This window comes from Alicycliphilus sp. T452 (assembly GCF_054512775.1).
Window position 1 is genome coordinate 34184 of record NZ_JBTNEH010000022.1, and the last position, 18098, is coordinate 52281.

Below are 18098 nucleotides of genomic sequence, written 5' to 3' on the forward strand. Positions count from 1 at the left end.
ATAGGTACGCAAAAGGAGACAATGATGAATATCACGCGAGCACATTTTCTGAAAGCAGTCCTTGGCGCAGGTTGTGCCATGTCCTCCCCTTGGGGAGCGCTGGCGGCGCCCGCCAAGCTGAAAGGGACGGTCAACTATTTGACTTATGAGTCGTTGCCGACGACGAAGAAGGTCATTGGCGACTTGATCTCGGCGTTGGAGGCGGTGAATCCCGATTTGAAAATCAAGCCGCTGTTCACTTCACCGGAAGCAGTTCGCAAGCAAGTGTCTTCCATGCTGCAGAGTGGAGTTTCGCCGGATATCGTCAATCTCGACATCGAAGATGCAACTCTTTATGCCCGAGGCGGGCTTCTGGAACCCATCAATCAGCTGACTGCGGGCCTCTCCGAGGCGTGGCGCGTCAGACCAGATGGGAAAAACGATTACTTCCTTCCTAATGGGATAAAATTCACCTACTCATGGTATCGAACCGACCTGTTTGAAAAGGCGGGATTGCAACCTCCCAAAACATGGGATGAGTATGAGAAAGCTGCTGCCAAGCTGACTGGAGGAGGGCAATATGGTTGCATCATCAACTCCAACACCAGTGGCGACAACCCGGTAAGCGCGTTGTTCAGTTACGCAGTATCCAACGGCGTGAATTTCTTTGATGACGAAGGTAATCTCCTCTTCGATCAGGGAGAGAACCGTAAAAGGCTGGAAGAGACGCTTGCGTTCTTGCTGCGGATGTCCAAGTATTCTCCCAGCACTACGAACTTCACGTGGGCTGATGTGATGAACTCCTATGCGTCGGGTCGTGTTGCAATGGCTGATTACATTGGTGCCCGATTTTTCTCGGTAGTTTCACAGAACAATGCCGAGATTGCCAAAGTCACGAAACCATTTGTTCAACCCTATGGGAAATCTCCGGCCAATCGACTCTCTGCCGAGGGCTACATGATCTTCAAGGGTTCTCAAAATACGGAGACTTCCAAGGCAATCATCCAGTTCCTCAGGGAGGGGCAGCGTTACTACGAGTTCCTGTGGTCCATACCAATGCATGTCCTGCCGATTGAGAAGAAGGATTTTGACGGCCCCTACCAGAGCAACAGCTACGTGAAGAGCCAGCCAGATATCAGTCGTGTCATTTCCGAGGCATGGGAAGGTTCGCGCAATCCGGTATTCGATCTCGCGGGGAAGCGGCCTGCCTGGCAACGAGCCAAGGTCTATACCAGCACCGTCTACAACCGAATGCTGGGAAGCGTGATCCAGGGTGGAGTCACGCCTGAACAAGCTGTGACCGATGCCGCACAGGCTGCCCGATCATTGCTCAAGAGCGCTTGAGCGAGACGATTATGCAGTCCGCAAACCCACTCCGCGGTGGCGGGAGTACTGGGCGCGCTCGCTTCGATTTCATGAGCGTTTCCTTCAGCGTCGTGGCTGTGGTGTTCATCGCCGTGATGATCATCCCGGTGGCTTGGGCAGTCATGCTCGGTTTCACGAACAGCGGCCCATTTCAGTCTGAGGCAACATACGCCGGATTGGCCAATTACAAGGCGGTGCTGTCTGACCCGGCATTCTGGCGTGCGTTGGGCGTTGGCATCAGCTATGCGTTGATCACGACAGCACTGGAAATGATCCTGGGGGTTGGGGTAGCGATTCTGCTGTTCAAATCGAGGAAGCCCATCTTCACCAGCCTGGCCCTGTTGCCCTATATGATTCCCACGGTGACCACCGCACTGGTCTGGCATTGGATGACGAACAGCCTCTACGGCATCGTCAATCATGTGATGCTGCAAATAGGCTGGATCGATATGCCCGTGGATTTCGCCGGCCACTCCACATGGGCGTTTGTGCTCATTTCAGTCGCCAGCATTTGGCAGTTCACGCCATTCGTGATTCTGGTGACTCTATCGAATCTCGGGACTATTCCGCAGAGCGTCTATGAGGCCGCATATATTGATGGAGCCAACTGGTGGCAACAGATATTTCGCATCACCTTGCCAATTATTCGCGCGTCGATTCTGCTGGTGCTACTGCTTCGCGGCATATGGATGTTCAATCGCTTTGATGTAATATGGCTTCTAACGGCTGGAGGTCCAATGGGAGCAACCAGTACATTGCCAGTGTATGCCTACGAGCGTGCATTCGGAGACAATACATACGGGCCTGCTGGAGCGACCTCTACCATCATCTTCGGAATCCTGCTGGTGGTCGGTATTTTCTATATGCGGGTATTCAAGCCCGAGCAGGAGGTGGCACGTGGCTAAGAAAATGCACCTCGGGCGTGCCGTGCCTACGCTCTTGCTGCTGATCTATTTGATCCCGACGCTGTTTCCCTTCTACTGGATGCTGAAGTCAGCCTTGGGAAAATCAGAGGATGTCTACAAACCATCATTGGGGATACACAGCACGTCCTTTGAGAACTTCGCGCAGCTGCTTTCCGGCACGCACTTCCTGACCAATGCGGGAAACAGCCTGCAGGTGGCGTTGGCTACTGCATGCATTGTCGTGGCATGCAGTGCATTGGGCGGCTATGCATTGGCACGCATGCGGTTCAAGCGCAAGGCATTGCTGGCTCAGATCGTTCTGTTTTCCTATATGTTTCCCGAGATCCTTCTGGGAATCCCGTTCTTTGCCATGTTCCAGAAGCTGGGGTTGCTCAATTCCCTATCGGGATTGGCGCTGGCGCATGTGACGTTGAGTCTGCCATTTGGCTTGTGGCTCATGTGGCAGTTCTACCAGTCCTTGCCGGCCTCCTACGAAGAAGCAGCAGAGATTGACGGAGCAAGCAAACTTCAGGTGTTCTATCGAATCATGTTACCGCTGTCCATTCCAGCGTTGGCGGCGGTGTTCATTTTTGGATTCGCTGCATCGTGGAACGACTATGTGCTCGGTCTCATGTTGATCCGTGACGATCAGATGTTCACCTTGCCGATTGCAATGAGTCTCTTCGTTCAGCAAATGGATCTGAACTGGGCAGTCATACAAGCGGCCAACGTGCTTCTCGCACTGCCGGGTCTTCTGCTTGTGTTGTTTGGTCAGAAGTATCTCGTCAGAGGTTTCCAGACGAGCGGTCTGGCCAACTGATCCTCGACCGTCTTTTTGTTTTCGCCGTTTTATTGCGGGAGTAACTCGTGAGTGTTCAAGAAATTGACTACGTAGTCATCGGGGCTGGCTCCGCTGGTTGCGTGCTCGCAAACCGTCTCAGTACCGATACGAAGAGCCAGGTTCTGCTCCTTGAGGCTGGAGGGCAGGACCGCAATGTATGGATCCATATTCCCATTGGCTACGGCAAGACGTTCTTCAACAAAGAAGTCAACTGGATGTTCAAAACCGAGCCAGAGGCCGCCTTGGGAGGACGCTGCATAGATCAACCTCGCGGGCGCGTGCTGGGAGGGTCCAGTTCCATCAATGGGCTGTTGTATGTGCGTGGGCAACCACAAGACTATGACGGATGGGCTGCACAAGGCAATCCGGGATGGAGCTATGCCGATGTTTTGCCATTTTTCAAGCGTGCGGAAGATCAGCAGAGAGGGGCGGATGCCTGGCATGGAGCAGGCGGCCCCCTGCCTGTGAGTGATCTGCCGGAGCCGCATCCCATTGCCGAAGCATTCATTGCATCCGGAGTAGCCAACGGCGTACCGCGCAATCCGGACTTCAACGGTCCCATACAAGAGGGGGTCGGCTACTTCCAGGCTACCGCGCGACGCGGCTTGCGCAAAAGCACTGCACGCGCTTATCTGCATCCAGTGATGGCGCGGCTCAATCTCGAGGTGCAGACCGGCGCACAGGTCTGCCGCATTTTGATAGAGAGACGAGGTACGGGCTTGAGAGCCGTCGGTGTCGTCTACCTGCGCGATGGGAAAGAACAAATTGCCATGGCCCGCAAGGAGGTCATCCTTTGTGCGGGGGCTATTCAATCGCCACAACTCCTGCAGCTGTCGGGTGTTGGGCCAGCTGAGGTACTGGATGCACATGGCATCGATGTTGTGAAAGAACTATCGGGTGTCGGAGAGAACCTGCAGGACCACATGCAAGGCCGCCTCATATACGAAACACATGAGCCCATCACTTTGAACGACGACATGATGAGTCTCGCAGGTCGTGTGCGCATTGGCCTGCGCTATGCGTTGCAGCGCAAAGGACCATTGGGCTGGTGGGCTGGTTTGGCGGGCGGTTTTGCTCGAACCGATATGGCACTGGATCGGCCGGATATTCAATTCCACTTGTACCCATTCAGTACGGACCGCAAGGACAAGCCCGTCTTGCATCCCTATTCGGCTTTCACGTTGACGGTTTGCCAACTACGTCCGTATTCACGAGGGTCTGTGCATATTCAGAGCTCTGACCCGTTGTGCGCTCCGGCCATTCGCGTGAACTACTTCAGCGACTTGCGTGACATGGAGGTCATGACGCGAGGGCTCCAGATGGCCAGAAGGATTGCTGCGACCAAGCCGTTGGCAGAACTTATCAAAACGGAGCGCGACCCAGGCGGGCAGGTGACGTCCGAAGCAGGATTGCGCGAGTTCTTGCGCGACAAGGGAATGTCCGTCTATCACCCGGTGGGAACTTGCAAGATGGGCTCTACGCCAGATTGCGTGGTCGATGCGCGCTTGCGGGTACATGGAGTTGATGGCTTGCGCGTCGCCGATGCTTCGATCATGCCCACGCTGATATCAGGCAACACCAACGCTCCGGCCATCATGATCGGCGAGAAGGCCGCAGACATGATTCTTGCCGACAACCTTCAGAAAGCCTCGTGACATGAACTCATACGCTTACCCTGAGATTGGGCTATTCATCGATGGCAGATGGCTGGGGCCACAGAATAGAAAGACCGAGCCGGTCATCGATCCCGCGACAGAAGATGAACTTGGTCATGTGCCGCATGCAAACGATGCGGACCTGGAGGAAGCGCTGAGCGCTGCTCGTCGTGCCTATGTATCCTGGGCAAAGGTTCCTGCAGGAGAGAGAGCGCAGATTCTGCGCAAGGCGGCTGGACTGGTGCGGGAGCGTCGCGACAGTATCGCGCGCACGCTGACCCTGGAACAGGGCAAGCTGTTGGCCGAGGCGCGAGGCGAAGTCGATGCTGCGGCGGACATCATTGAATGGTCGGCAGAAGAGGCTCGTCGAATCTATGGGCGTGTGATTCCCGGTCGTAGCGAAGACATCACACAAATCATGGTCCAGGAGCCAGTGGGACCTGTAGCCGCATTCACTCCGTGGAACTTTCCAGCGAGCACACCGGCTCGCAAGATCAGCGCGGCCTTGGCCGCAGGATGCACCATCATTCTCAAGGCCTCTGAAGAAACGCCGGGAACAGCTGTTTCTCTGGTGCGCGTATTTGAAGAGTCTGGTGTGCCTCCTGGTGTGCTTGGACTGCTCTTTGGTATTCCAGCACATATATCGCAGAAGCTGATAGGCAGTCCTGTGATCCGCAAAATTTCCTTCACTGGCTCCATCCCCGTCGGGAAGGCGCTTACGCGGCTTGCAGCTGATGGTCTGAAGCGCGTGACGATGGAACTGGGTGGACATGGAGCGGCATTGGTATTTGAGGACGCCGATATCGTCCATGCGGCTCGGACGTTGGCTGCAGGGCGCTTTCGCAATGCAGGTCAGGTTTGCATAGCACCCAGTCGTTTTTTCGTGCATCAGAGCGTGATTCATGCATTCACCGAAGAATTTGTGCGAGCAGCCAAGGAAATCCGAATGGGCGAAGGACTGGATGATGCGAGCACGATGGGTCCACTGGCCAACGAGCGCCGCATACATGCCATGCAGGCATTTGTTGACGATGCACTTGAGCGTGGAGCAAAGCTGGTGTGCGGTGGACAGCGTGCTCAGCGAACAGGCTTTTTCTTTGAACCTACGGTGATTCTCGATCCCTCGCCTGATAGTCGGCTGATGCAGGAGGAGACATTTGGTCCTATTGCGCCCATCGTGCCATTTGGCAGTCTGGATGATGCATTGGAGAAGGCGAACAGTCTTTCCTATGGACTGTCGGCCTATGTGTTCAGTCAGAACATCCGCACTGCCATGGCGGCAGCTCGAGGCCTTGAGTCAGGAATGGTGGCCGTCAACAGTCTTTCTCTGGCACTTACCGAGACGCCGTTCGGTGGGGTCAAGGAAAGTGGTATGGGGCGCGAAGGCGGTGTCGAAGGCGTGGAAGCCTACACGGTCAAAAAATTCATCAGCATCGTTTGAGTAGAAGGGAGTAGTGCATGGCTTCTCTGGAGTTGCGGGATATCCGCAAGACTTACGACAAGCTTGAGGTCATCAAGGGAGTCTCTCTGCATATCGAGGACGGTGAATTCGTGGTCTTTGTCGGACCGTCTGGCTGCGGGAAATCCACGCTGCTGCGAATGATGGCCGGCTTGGAGGACATCAGCGCTGGTGAGATGCGCATTGGCTCCCGAGTGGTCAACGATGTGCCATCCAAGGATCGCGATATCGCCATGGTTTTTCAGAACTACGCGCTGTACCCACACATGACGGTTCGAGGAAACATGTCGTTTGCTCTGGAGCTTCGGGGCGAGTCCAAGGCAGAGATCGCGAGCAGGGTCGATAAGGCCGCTGGAGTGCTTGGACTTTCCCAACTGCTCGATCGCTATCCACGTCAACTGTCCGGCGGACAGCGCCAACGCGTGGCGATGGGGCGCGCCATCGTGCGAGATCCTCAGGTGTTCCTGTTCGACGAGCCGCTTTCCAATCTGGATGCCAAGTTGCGCGTGCAGATGCGTACCGAAATTCGTGAGCTGCACGACCACCTCAAGGCCACGATGATCTATGTGACGCATGATCAGATAGAAGCCATGACCATGGCGGATCGCATCGTCATTCTGCGTGATGGTGTTGTCGAGCAGGTTGGAACACCGCTGGATTTGTATGACCACCCCCAGAGCCAGTTCGTTGCCGGGTTCATTGGTTCTCCCGCCATGAACTTTCTGAATGGCAAGGTCAGTGATGGCGAGTTCGTCTCCGAAGGTGGCATGCACCTCCCCTTGTCGTCTCAATGGAGTGCTTGCAATGGAATGAATGTCGTGTACGGCGTGCGTCCAGAAAACATTCATGTTCATGACGATGGTGTCCCGTTTGAAGTCGTTGTCGTCGAACCGACAGGGTCTGAGACACAAATTGTTGGGCGGCACCACAAGGAGGAACTGGTATTCACCTTGCGTGAACGCAACTTGCCAACAAGAGGTGACAAGGTGAATTTGCTCATCGACGCCAAACGCGTCCATCTCTTTCATGCCGAGTCCGGAGCGGTGATTAAGCCATGAGTACATTGATCGACAACTCCTTCATTGAAGAACCGAATCGACAAACTCAGGTACGGGAGCACGTGGATGTGCTTGTCGTGGGGGGCGGCTCGGCAGGAATGACTGCGGCTGTGGCTGCGGCGCGTCAAGGGGCACGCGTCCTGCTGGTCGAGCGCAACGGCTACCTCGGCGGCACCTTGTCCATGGTGACTTTGGGCAGCTTCTGTGGCATTTACACGGTGACTGATACCGAGGTCATCCCAGTGGTGCGAGGACTGGTGGAGGAGTTCACCACCCTGTTGGCTCGCATGGGAGGCCCCACGGAACCGCTTCGCTGGCTGGAGACCGCCTCGCTGCCCTATGACCCTACATCGGTCAAGCTAGCGGCAGATGACTTTGTCCTCAACGCTGGGGTGCAGATCGCGTTTTATTGCCTTGCCGTAGGCGTGATCAAAGAAGGAGTCGAGATACGAGGCGTTGTTTTTGAAGGGCGGGATGGCCGATGGGCCTGCAGCGCCAAAGTTGTGATCGACTGCACGGGGGATGGCGATGTCGCTGCGTTGGCTGGCGCAGAGTTCGAGCATGACCCTCACATCATTCAGGCTCCCACAACAATGTTTCGCTTCGGCGGTGTTGACGTCGACCGTGCGAGTAGGCTGAGTCGAGAAGAACTGCGGCAGCACTTGGAAAAAGCGGTTGCTTCTGGGATCAATCTTCCGAGAACCGCCGGAGGCGCGTTCAGCATTCGTCCTGGCAGCATGCACTTGAACATCACGCGGGTGGTCAAGGACGGCAGGGCTCCAGACCCCTTGAACACTTGGGAAGTGACGGAATCCGAAGTGGAAGGCCGTCGTCAACTGGCGGAATATCTCAAGGCGTTTCGCAGCTTTGTACCTGGCTACGAGAATTGCTTCATCGAGGATATCGGCGCGCAAATCGGCGTGCGTGAAAGCAGGCGTGTGCGTGGAGACTACTGGCTGACACAGGATGATGTTCTCAATGAAGGGCGCTTTCATGACGCTGTCGCGTGCAGTGCATGGCCGGTGGAAGAGCACGGCGCAGGACGCGCTACTGTGTGGCGCTTCCTGAAACCTGGGACGTATTACCAACTGCCGTATCGAATGATGTTGCCCAAGGGATTGGAGGGTCTGATGGTTGCCGGTCGATGTGCATCTGCATCACACGAAGCACATGCATCGATGAGAGTTGCAGCCGTGTGCATGGCACTGGGCGAGGCCGCAGGTGTGGCCGCTGCGCAAGCTGTGGCTGCGGGAGTCACCCCCCGAAAGATCGATACAGATGCCTTGCGTGGTCAATTGCGTATTCAAAACGCTTTTTTGGGCGATTGACGCTCTTGCATTACGAGTTTCACTTCCATGAAAAACTACCGCTCCAACTTCGAACCCGGTACCACCCGGTGGGCTATTCGCCGCGCGCAATGGCGTGCGTTGGGCATATCAGATGCCGATATGCAGAAGCCGAAGATCGCGATCATCAACTCATCTTCGGACTTGTCCATATGCTTCAGCCATCTGGATGACGTGGCCGAGATCGTCAAGCAGGCCATCATTGAGGCTGGTGGACTCCCATTCATCGTGAAGACCACGGCACCCAGTGATTTCATCACGGCGGCAGGTCGCGGTGGAAGATACCTGATGCCGGCACGCGATCTCATGGTGAACGATATTGAAGTTGCTGTGGAAGGTGCAGTGCTTGACGGGATGGTATGCCTGAGCAGCTGCGACAAGACAGCTCCAGCGCATCTCATGGCCGCTGCCAGATTGAATGTGCCAAGCATTCTGGTAATTGGCGGATATCAGGGGTGTGGCCGAAATGCAGGCAAGCTGGTTGACATCGAGGATGTTTTCGAATCCGTGGGAGAGTTGGCCGCTGGAAAGATCAGCATTCAGGACATTACCGATATGTCCGAGGTGGCTGTACAGGGACCGGGCGTTTGCGCAGGCATGGGTACGGCAAATACGATGCACATCATGGCTGAGGCCTTGGGAATGGCCCTGCCCGGGAGTGCACCTGTGGCCGCACGTGGAGAGCGCATGAGATCACTGGCACGGGCTGCCGGTAGTCGTATCGTCCAGATGATCAAAGAAAACCTGAAGCCCAAGGACATCATGACTCCAGCGGCATTTGCGAATGCCGTGCATGTTGGACTGGCCGTCAGTGGCTCAATCAATATGCTGAGGCATTTGCAGGCGGTGGCCGTCGAGGGAGGCATTGATGTGGATGTGTTCCAACTGATTGATCAGTTGGGCCGCGACGTGAAGGGCCGGTCCAAAGTGCCTCTGCTTTGCGCAATCAAACCCAATGGTCCGGGGCGTATCGAGCAGTTGGAAGCTGCTGGTGGCGCCATAGCCGTTATGAAGCAACTGGAGCCCTTGCTTGACGGAAGTGTTCGTACCGTCAATGGACATACCTTGAGTGAAAACCTGCGAGATATAGAAGTAAAGGATCCGCTTGTCATCGGGAGCTTGGACGCGCCAGTTGGTCCTGGCCCCTCAGTTGTCATACTCAAGGGAACTCTTGCTCCCGAGTGTGCGGTGATGAAGCTCGGGTTGGGCGGAAAGCAAAACCGGTTTGAGGGTGTGTGCCGAGTGTTCGAAACCCAGGAAGATGCCTTGGCCGCACTGTCGCGTGGCGAGATAACTGGCGGCCAGGTCATTGTGCTGAGAGGCTTGGGGGCGAGAGGTGGACCAGGTGTCGCCTCTGCATCGTGGTTCGTCGCAGCAGTGAATGGCACTCACTTGGGAGACGACATCGCGGTCATTACAGATGGGCAGCTGTCTGGACTCAACCGCGGCTTCACTATTGGACAGGTCCTTCCCGAAGCCGCTGATGGCGGCCCGATCGCACTGGTGCGCAATGGAGATATTGTGACAATTGATATTCCGCGACGTACAGTGGATCTGCAACTATCCGAGCAGGAATGGGCTGAGAGAAAAGCAGCGCTCAAGGCTTTTGTTCCTGGAGAGAAGAAAGGCTGGCTCAGCCTGTACCAGCATCTCGTTCAACCTTTGTCTAAGGGCGGAACACTGAGGGCTGGTTAGAAAAGTTGCCTTGCACACTCAATGCTCCCATTCAGTTCGAGGTTGCACGGCGTTTGTGAAGTCCAGCAAGAACAGATGGCCTGCCGGTAGCGGCCAACGTGCTGGATCGCCAGTTTGCTCCTCGGGGGCCAACCTGGCCTGGGTCAGGGATCTGACGTACATCGGCGCTGCTCGGCAACCCGGCCCTTCAATCAACGAGATCCAGTAACTTTCACCCAGGACCCCTGACGAATCGCAGGCACGGCAATTGGGAGTAGGTCAGCGCGGCGCTTGCATTCCGCCATGGCTCTTATAAGATAGTAATAAATTACTTTCTTTTGAAAACCGTGACCGAACATTCCAGATACCTGCCGGCCGACGAGCGGCGCAGCGCCACGGTGGAGGCGGTGATCGCCCTGGCGGCGCAGCAGAATCCGGTCGACATCACGACCACCGCCATCGCGCAGAAGATGGGGGTGACCCAGGGGGCGCTGTTTCGCCACTTTCCGAGCAAGGACGCCATCCTGCAGGCGGTGATGTCCTGGGTCGCGCAGCGCCTGCTGGCCCGGGTGGACATGGCGGCGCAGGCCGTGGCGTCGCCGGTCGCGGCACTGGAGGCGGTGTTCATGGCCCACATCGGCTTCGTGTCCGAGCATCCGGGCGTTCCGCGCCTCATTTTTGGCGAGCTGCAGCGGCAGGAGCAGACCGTCCCGAAGCAGCTGGTGCAGACCTTGCTCGTCCACTACGGCGAGCGGCTGCGCGGTTTGCTGGAGGCCGGCAAGGCGCAGGGCGAGCTGGATGCGGGGCTCGACGTGCAGGCCGCCGCCGTGCTGTTCATCGGCACGGTGCAGGGCCTGGTGATGCAGTCCCTGCTGGCGGGCGACGTGGCGCGCATGCGCCGCGATGCGGCGCAGGTGTTCGCCATTTATCGCCGCGGCATCGGGAGGGCGTGATGAAGGTTCCGCACCTGCAGCGCCGCACGCTGGCGCTGGTTGCAGCCATCGTGCCGCTGGCGGCCTTGTTCGTCTATGTCGTGCTGCGCTCGGGGCCGCTGGCGCCGGTGGCCGTGACGCTGGATACGGTGCGGTCGCGCGCAGTGGCGCCGGCGCTGTCGGGCATTGGCACGGTGCAGGCGCGCTACATCTACAAGATCGGCCCCACGGCTGCCGGCCGCGTGCGGCGCCTGGACGTGCATGTGGGGGACATGGTGCGCGCGGGCCAGGTGCTGGGCGAGATGGATCCCGTGGACCTGGACGAGCGCATACGCGCCCAGCAGGCCGCGATCAAGAGCGCCGAGGCCGGCCTGCGCCAGGCCGAGGCCCGGCAGAGCTACGCCCAGAGCCAGGCACGGCGCTACGGGCAACTGGTGTCCGTGCGCGCGACCAGCGAGGAAAACCTCGCCACCCGGCAGCAGGAGCTGGCAGTGGCCGACGCCGCGCTGGCGGCCGCGCGCGAGGACGCGAGCCGCCTGCGCTCGGAGCTGCAGGCGCTGCGCGCGCAGCGCGGCAACCTGCGCTTGGTAGCCCCCGTGGCCGGGCTGGTGGCCGCGCGCGACGCCGACCCCGGCACCACCGTCGTGGCGGGACAGGCGGTGATCAGGCTCATGGACCCCGCCAGCCTGTGGGTGGATGCGCGCTTCGACCAGATCAGCGCCCAGGGACTGGCGGCCGGCCTGCCGGCCGAGGTGGTGCTGCGTTCGCGCCACGGCCAGCCGCTGGCCGCGCGCGTGCTGCGCACCGAGCCGCTGGCCGACGCGGTGACTGAGGAGCTGCTGGCCAAGGTCGTCTTCGATGCGCTGCCCCGGCCGCTGCCTCCGATCGGGGAGCTGGCCGAGGTCACCGTGCGCCTGCCGCCGCTGCCCGAGGCGCCGACCATTCCCAACGCCGCCCTGCGCACCGTGGGCGGCCAGCGCGGCGTGTGGAAGTTCAGGGACGGCCAGTTGGCCTTTGCGCCGCTGCGCCTGGGCCGTGCCGATCTGGACGGCCAGGTGCAGGTGCAGGAAGGCCTGGCCGTGGGCGATGCCGTCGTGGTCTACAGCGAGAGAACCCTGGGCGCCAAGAGCCGCGTGCACGTGGTCGAGCGCATCGCCGGGGTGTCTCCATGATCAGCCTGGCCGGGCGCGACATCCTGCATGCCTGGGGCAAGTTCGTCTTCACCGGCATAGGCCTGGGCCTGCTGATCGGCGTGACGCTGACCATGGCCGGCGTGTACCGCGGCATGGTGGACGACGGCAGGGTGCTGCTGGACAACAGCGGCGCCGACCTGTGGGTGGTGCAGAAGGACACTCTGGGCCCCTATGCCGAATCGTCCAGCGTGCCCGACGACCTGTGGCGCAGCCTGCGCGCCATGCCCGGCGTGGCGCAGGCGGCCAACGTCACCTACCTGACCATGCAGGTGGGCCGCGGCGACGAGGACGTGCGCGCGATGGTGGTGGGCGTGGCCGCGGGCGGGCCCGGCGTGCCGGGCTGGCCGCCGCAGCTGGTGGCGGGGCGCCAGATCACGCGCGGGCACTACGAGGCCGTGGCCGACGCCGCCGCCGGCGTGCGCCTGGGCGATGTGCTGAAGATCCGCCGCAACCGCTACACCGTGGTGGGCCTCACGCGGCGCATGGTGTCGTCCGCCGGCGATCCCATGGTGTTCATACCGCTCAAGGATGCGCAGGAGGCGCAGTTCCTCAAGGACAACGACGCCATCCTCATGCAGCGCCGCCGCGCCGAGGCCAACCCGGCCTTCAACCGCCCGGCCGTGCCCGACCTGCTCGATGCGGTGGTCGCCTCGCAGACCAGCAACAGCCAGGTGAACGCCGTGCTGGTGCGCCTGCGGCCCGGCTTCACGCCGCAGGAGGTGGCCGATCCGATCCGCACGTGGCTGCGCCTGACGGTCTACGACCGCGCGCAGATGGAGGGCATCCTCGTGGGCAAGCTCATCGCCACCTCTGCCAAACAGATCGGCATGTTCCTGGTGATCCTGGCGCTGGTCAGCGCGGCCATCGTCGCGTTCCTGATCTATACGCTGACCATGGACAAGATCCGAGAGATCGCCGTGCTCAAGCTCATAGGCACGCGCAACCGCACGATTGCCGCCATGATCCTGCAGCAGGCCCTGGTGCTGGGCCTGATCGGCTTCGTCGTCGGCAAGATCACGGCCACCTTCGCCGCGCCGCTGTTCCCGAAGTACGTGCTGCTGGTGCCGTTCGACACCGTGGCGGGCTTTGCCGCCGTGATGGCGATCTGCGTGCTCTCCAGCGTGGTGGCCATACGCGTGGCGCTGCGGGTCGATCCCGCGCAGGCGATAGGGTGATGCCGTGAAACGGCAGGGCATACGCATAGAGCGCCTGAGCAAGCGCTACGGCGCGGGCGACACGGCGTTCCTGGCGCTCAAGGACGTGAACATGCATGTCGCGCCCGGCGAGGTGGTGGGCCTGATCGGCCCCTCGGGCTCGGGCAAGAGCACGCTGCTCAAATGCCTGGGCGCGGTGATCGACCCCACGTCCGGGCGCATGACGCTGGACGAGCAGGTGATCTACGACGACGGCTGGAAGGTCCGCGACCTGCGCGCCCTGCGCCGCGACCGGATCGGCTTCGTGTTCCAGGCGCCCTACCTGATCCCGTTCCTGGACGCCACCGACAACGTGGCCCTGCTGCCCATGCTGGCCGGCATGCCCAACGACGAGGCGCGCCGGCGCGCGCTGGAGCTGCTCACGGCGCTGGACGTGCAGCACCGCGCCAAGGCCATGCCCTCGCAGCTGTCGGGCGGCGAGCAGCAGCGCGTGGCCATTGCCCGCGGCCTGGTCAACCGCCCGCCGGTGATCCTGGCCGACGAGCCCACGGCGCCGCTGGATTCGCAGCGCGCGATGGCGGTGATACGCATCCTCGACGACATGGCGCGGCGCCTGGAGACCGCCGTCATCGTCGTCACGCACGACGAGAAGATCATCCCCACCTTCAAGCGCATCTACCACATACGCGATGGCGTGACCCACGAGGAGGCGGGCGAGGGGCGCGGGTTCGAGTGATTTTCAGTCAAAACAGGCTCCAGCGCCCGTCCATCAAGCGCCGTCAGCTATCAATGAAAGAGCTTGGGCCTCATGGCGCCTGCAGCCGCTGCAGCAGCTCGCGCGTGGCGTAGCCGTCGGCCGGCAGGCCCAGGCTCTGCTGGTAGCGGCGCACGCCGGCGCGCGTGGCAGGGCCTGCCACGCCGTCGGGCGTGCCGGCGTCCAGGCCGCGGGCGTTGAGCAGTTCCTGCAGCGCCTTGACGTTGCTGCGCGACAGGGGCTGAAGGTCGCGCGGCCAGGGGGCGGACAGGCCCGCGCCGCCGTCGATCCGGCGCGCCAGCAGGCCCACGGCCAGGGCGTAGTTCACCGAATTGTTGTAGCGCAGCAGGGCGCGGAAGTTGGGGCCGGCCAGGATGGCCGGGCCGCGCGCGCCCGCGGGCGTGAGGACGGAGGCGTCCGGCAGCTGCGGCAGGGCGGCGCCGTCGATGCCGCGCACGCCCTCGGCGGCCCAGGCGTCGCTCGCCTGGCGCACGCCCAGCTCGGCGCGCGCGTAGTCGAAGCCGGGCGGCAGCCGCACCTCCACGCCCCAGGGCTGGCCGTTTTGCCAGCCCGAGTGGGCCAGGAAGTTCGCCGTGGAGGCGGCCACGTCGGGCACGCTGCCCCAGATGTCGCGGCGGCCGTCGCCGTCGGCGTCCACCGCGAAGCGCAGGAACACCGAGGGCAGGAACTGCGTGTGGCCCATGGCGCCGGCCCAGGAGCCCACGAGCGCGTCGGCCGCCATGTCGCCCTGGTCCACGATGCGCAGCGCGGCCAGCAACTCGCCGCGCGCCCAGTCGCGGCGCCGGCCGTCGTAGGCCAGCGTGGCCAGGGCGTCGATGGTGGAGAAGCTGCCGAAGTTGCGGCCGTAGTTGCTCTCCATGCCCCAGATGGCCGTGATGATGCTGGCCGGCACGCCATGGCGCTGCTCGGCCGCCTCCAGCGCGGCGGCATGCAGGCGGCGCTGCTCGCGCCCCTGGGCCACGCGCTGGGGCGAGACGGCGCTGTCCAGGTAGGCCCAGGGCGTTCGCGTGAATTCGGGCTGGGCGCGGTCGAGCTCCACCACCCGGGGCTGCCACTGGGCGCGGGCCAGCATGGTGTCCACGGTCTGCGTGCGGATGCCGGCCGCCAGCGCCTCTCGGGCGAAGGCCTCCAGCCAGGCGTGGAAGCCCGCGATGGTGCCCGCCATGCCGCTGGCGGCGGGTTCGGTTTCGGGCTCGGGTGCGGGGGGCGGCGCGGGCGTGGCGGCCGCCGGTGGCGGCGTGGCGGGAATGGGGGCGGGTGGGGTGGGCTGGCTGGCGCAGCCCGCAAGGACCGCCAGGCCTATGGCGGTGGGCAGAAGCAGAGAACGCATGGCGTCCATTGTGACGGCACGGGCCATGCATACTCGGGCCTTGCCTTGTTTCCGGCTGCAACTTTCCCAGCTCATGCACACCTTCCTCTGGCACGACTACGAAACCTTCGGAACCGACACGCGCCGCGACCGGCCGGCGCAGTTCGCGGCCATACGCACCGATGCCGACCTGAACGAGATCGGCGAGCCGCTGATGCTGTACTGCCGGCCGGCCAACGACTACCTGCCGGACCCGCAGTCGTGCCTCATCACGGGCATCACGCCGCAGCAGTGCCTGGAGAAGGGCGTGCCCGAGCACCAGTTCGCCGCGCGCATCGAGGCCGAGCTGGCGCTGCCCGGCACCATCGGCGTGGGCTACAACACCATCCGCTTCGACGACGAGATCACGCGCTTCATGTTCTGGCGCAACCTCATGGACCCCTACGCGCGCGAGTGGCAGAACCAGTGCGGCCGCTGGGATCTGCTGGACGTGGTGCGCCTGGCCTACGCGCTGCGCCCGGACGGCATCGAGTGGCCCGTGGCCGATGGCAAGACCAGCTTCAGGCTGGAGAACCTGACGAAGGCCAACGGCCTTGCGCACGAGGCCGCGCACGACGCGCTGTCGGACGTGCGCGCGACGATAGCGCTGGCGCGGCTCGTGCGCGCGCGCAACCCCCGGCTGTTCGACTTCGCGCTCGGCCTGCGCAAGAAGGACCGCGTGGCGGCCGAGCTGCGCCTGCCCGCCACCGCGCGCGAGGCGCGGCCGTTCCTGCACGTCTCGGGCATGTTCGGCGCCGAGCGCGGGTGCCTGGCCGTGATGTGGCCGCTGGCCAGCCACCCCACGAACAAGAATGAGCTGCTGGCCTGGGACCTGGCGCACGACCCGGCCGAGCTGGCCACGCTTTCCGCCGACGAGATCCGCCAGCGCCTGTTCACGCGCGCGGCCGACCTGCCCGAGGGCGTCACGCGCCTGCCGCTCAAGAGCGTGCACCTGAACAAGTCGCCCATGGTGGTGGGCAACGTGAACACCCTCACGCCCGCCATGGCCGAGCGCTGGGGCCTGGACATGGCGCGGGCCGCGCAGCATGCCGAGGCCGCGCGCCGGCTGCCCGACATGAGCGCCATCTGGGCCCAGGTGTTCCAAAGGCCGCAGGAGGGGCCCGTGGACGTGGACCAGGACCTGTACGGCGGCTTCCTCGGCAACGAGGACCGCCGGCGCCTGAACTGCCTGCGCGCGCTCTCGCCCGAAGAGCTCGCGCGCGAGCGCCCCGGGTTTGACGACGAGCGCCTGGCCGAGCTGGTCTGGCGCTACCGCGCGCGCAACTTCCCGCAGACGCTCTCGCCCGAGGAGCGCGAGCGCTGGGAGGCGCACCGCGTCGCCATGCTGGTGGAGGGCGAGGGCGGCGGCCTGACCTTCGACGCCCTGTTCGAGCGCCTGGACGCGCTGGGCGAACAGGCCGACGACGAGCGCACCGAGGCCATCCTGGGCGCGGTGTATGACTATGCCGAAAGCATCGCCCCCGGCATGTGACCCGGGGCTTGCCATCGGGCCGCTGCGGGACTGGCTGCGCCGCCACCCGCGCCTGTTCGTGGTCACCGGCGCGGGCTGCAGCACCGGGGCCGGCATTCCCGACTACCGCGACGAGAACGGCGACTGGAAGCGCCCCCAGCCCGTGACCTACCAGGCCTTCATGGGCGACGCGGCCACGCGCCGGCGCTACTGGGCGCGCAGCCTCGCCGGCTGGCCCGTGATGGGCGGCGCGCGGCCCGGCGTGGCGCACCATGCGCTCGCGCGACTGGAGCGGCAGGGCCGCATCGAGCTGCTGCTGACCCAGAACGTGGACGGCCTGCACCATGCCGCCGGCAGCCGGCGCGTGATCGACCTGCACGGCCGCATCGACACCGTGCGCTGCATGGACTGCGAGGCGCGCACGCCCCGTGCCGAACTGCAGCGCGAGCTGCTGCGGCGCAACCCCGCCTGGGCCGCGCTTTCGGCCAGCGCCGCGCCCGACGGAGACGCCGACCTGGAGGGGCGCGACTTCCAATCCTTCGATGTGCCGCCGTGCCCGCGCTGCGGCACCGGCCTGCTCAAGCCCGACGTGGTGTTCTTCGGCGAAAGCGTGCCGCGCGGGCGCGTCGATGCAGCCCACGCCGCCCTGGCCCGCGCCGACGCGGTGCTGGTCGCGGGCTCGTCGCTCATGGTGTATTCGGGCTATCGCTTCGTGCAGGCGGCGGCGCAGCGGGGCCTGCCCGTGGCCGCCATCAACCGCGGCCGCACGCGCGCCGACGGCCTGCTGGCGCTCAAGCTGGAGGCGGACGTGGGGCAGGCGCTGGAGCAACTATCGTATTGATAGCTGCTGGCGCTTGATAGGCGAGCGCTGGAGGCCGATTTGACAAAAAATGGCCGTTTGGCCTACACGGGTGCCGCCGGGGCATGGGGACAATGACAGGCC

The 18098-nt window shown here is 62.4% G+C and carries 15 protein-coding genes; 14 read left to right on the plus strand and 1 reads right to left on the minus strand.

Features of this window, described 5'->3' with window-relative positions; translation table 11 throughout:
- The first annotated feature begins 24 nt into the window (after positions 1-24).
- From ACX12L_RS17765 to ACX12L_RS17820, 12 genes are all read left to right on the plus strand, one after another.
- Positions 25-1323 carry an ABC transporter substrate-binding protein gene (locus ACX12L_RS17765; protein WP_459263783.1) on the plus strand — a complete coding sequence of 433 codons (1299 nt, stop codon included), beginning with the start codon at positions 25-27 and terminating at the stop codon, positions 1321-1323.
- Between the two features lie 71 nt (positions 1324-1394).
- The gene (locus tag ACX12L_RS17770; protein ID WP_459263784.1) at positions 1395-2249 is read left to right on the plus strand and encodes a carbohydrate ABC transporter permease; all 855 of its coding nucleotides are present in this window, start codon (positions 1395-1397) and stop codon (positions 2247-2249) included.
- Positions 2242-3069 (plus strand): carbohydrate ABC transporter permease, encoded by an 828-nt coding sequence (locus ACX12L_RS17775; protein ID WP_459263785.1) that lies wholly within the window; start codon positions 2242-2244, stop codon positions 3067-3069. Before ACX12L_RS17770 ends, ACX12L_RS17775 begins: the two co-directional genes overlap by 8 nt.
- Positions 3070-3116: 47 nt before the next feature.
- Positions 3117-4745: a GMC family oxidoreductase gene (locus tag ACX12L_RS17780; protein ID WP_459263786.1), complete on the plus strand. Its 1629-nt coding sequence runs from the start codon at positions 3117-3119 to the stop codon at positions 4743-4745.
- A gap of 1 nt (position 4746) precedes the next feature.
- Positions 4747-6186, plus strand: coding sequence for an NAD-dependent succinate-semialdehyde dehydrogenase (locus ACX12L_RS17785; protein WP_459263787.1), 1440 nt, complete (start codon positions 4747-4749; stop codon positions 6184-6186).
- 17 nt (positions 6187-6203) lie between these two features.
- Positions 6204-7262, plus strand: coding sequence for an ABC transporter ATP-binding protein (locus ACX12L_RS17790; RefSeq protein WP_459263788.1), 1059 nt, complete (start codon positions 6204-6206; stop codon positions 7260-7262).
- On the plus strand, positions 7259-8590 hold the full coding sequence (locus ACX12L_RS17795) for an FAD-dependent oxidoreductase (protein ID WP_459263789.1): 1332 nt from the start codon (positions 7259-7261) through the stop codon (positions 8588-8590). Before ACX12L_RS17790 ends, ACX12L_RS17795 begins: the two co-directional genes overlap by 4 nt.
- Before the next feature lie 27 nt (positions 8591-8617).
- Positions 8618-10303, plus strand: coding sequence for a dihydroxy-acid dehydratase (gene ilvD / locus ACX12L_RS17800; protein WP_459263790.1), 1686 nt, complete (start codon positions 8618-8620; stop codon positions 10301-10303).
- Positions 10304-10629: 326 nt separating this feature from the next.
- Positions 10630-11235 carry a TetR/AcrR family transcriptional regulator gene (locus ACX12L_RS17805; protein ID WP_459263791.1) on the plus strand — a complete coding sequence of 202 codons (606 nt, stop codon included), beginning with the start codon at positions 10630-10632 and terminating at the stop codon, positions 11233-11235.
- The gene (locus ACX12L_RS17810; protein WP_459263792.1) at positions 11235-12386 is read left to right on the plus strand and encodes an efflux RND transporter periplasmic adaptor subunit; all 1152 of its coding nucleotides are present in this window, start codon (positions 11235-11237) and stop codon (positions 12384-12386) included. The genes ACX12L_RS17805 and ACX12L_RS17810 overlap by 1 nt, the downstream gene beginning before the upstream one ends.
- Positions 12383-13582 carry an ABC transporter permease gene (locus ACX12L_RS17815; RefSeq protein ID WP_459263793.1) on the plus strand — a complete coding sequence of 400 codons (1200 nt, stop codon included), beginning with the start codon at positions 12383-12385 and terminating at the stop codon, positions 13580-13582. Before ACX12L_RS17810 ends, ACX12L_RS17815 begins: the two co-directional genes overlap by 4 nt.
- Positions 13583-13586: 4 nt before the next feature.
- Positions 13587-14297, plus strand: coding sequence for an ABC transporter ATP-binding protein (locus ACX12L_RS17820; protein ID WP_459263794.1), 711 nt, complete (start codon positions 13587-13589; stop codon positions 14295-14297).
- 70 nt (positions 14298-14367) lie between these two features.
- Here the strand turns inward: ACX12L_RS17820 and ACX12L_RS17825 are convergent, their stop codons facing one another.
- The gene (locus tag ACX12L_RS17825; protein ID WP_459263795.1) at positions 14368-15693 is read right to left on the minus strand and encodes a lytic murein transglycosylase; all 1326 of its coding nucleotides are present in this window, start codon (positions 15691-15693) and stop codon (positions 14368-14370) included.
- A 46-nt stretch (positions 15694-15739) separates the two neighbouring features.
- Here ACX12L_RS17825 and sbcB point away from each other — a divergent pair, with 46 nt between their 5' ends.
- The gene (sbcB, locus tag ACX12L_RS17830; RefSeq protein WP_459263796.1) at positions 15740-17176 is read left to right on the plus strand and encodes an exodeoxyribonuclease I; all 1437 of its coding nucleotides are present in this window, start codon (positions 15740-15742) and stop codon (positions 17174-17176) included.
- Positions 17148-17996 (plus strand): NAD-dependent protein deacetylase, encoded by an 849-nt coding sequence (locus ACX12L_RS17835; RefSeq protein WP_459263818.1) that lies wholly within the window; start codon positions 17148-17150, stop codon positions 17994-17996. The genes sbcB and ACX12L_RS17835 overlap by 29 nt, the downstream gene beginning before the upstream one ends.
- Positions 17997-18098 lie beyond the last annotated feature (102 nt).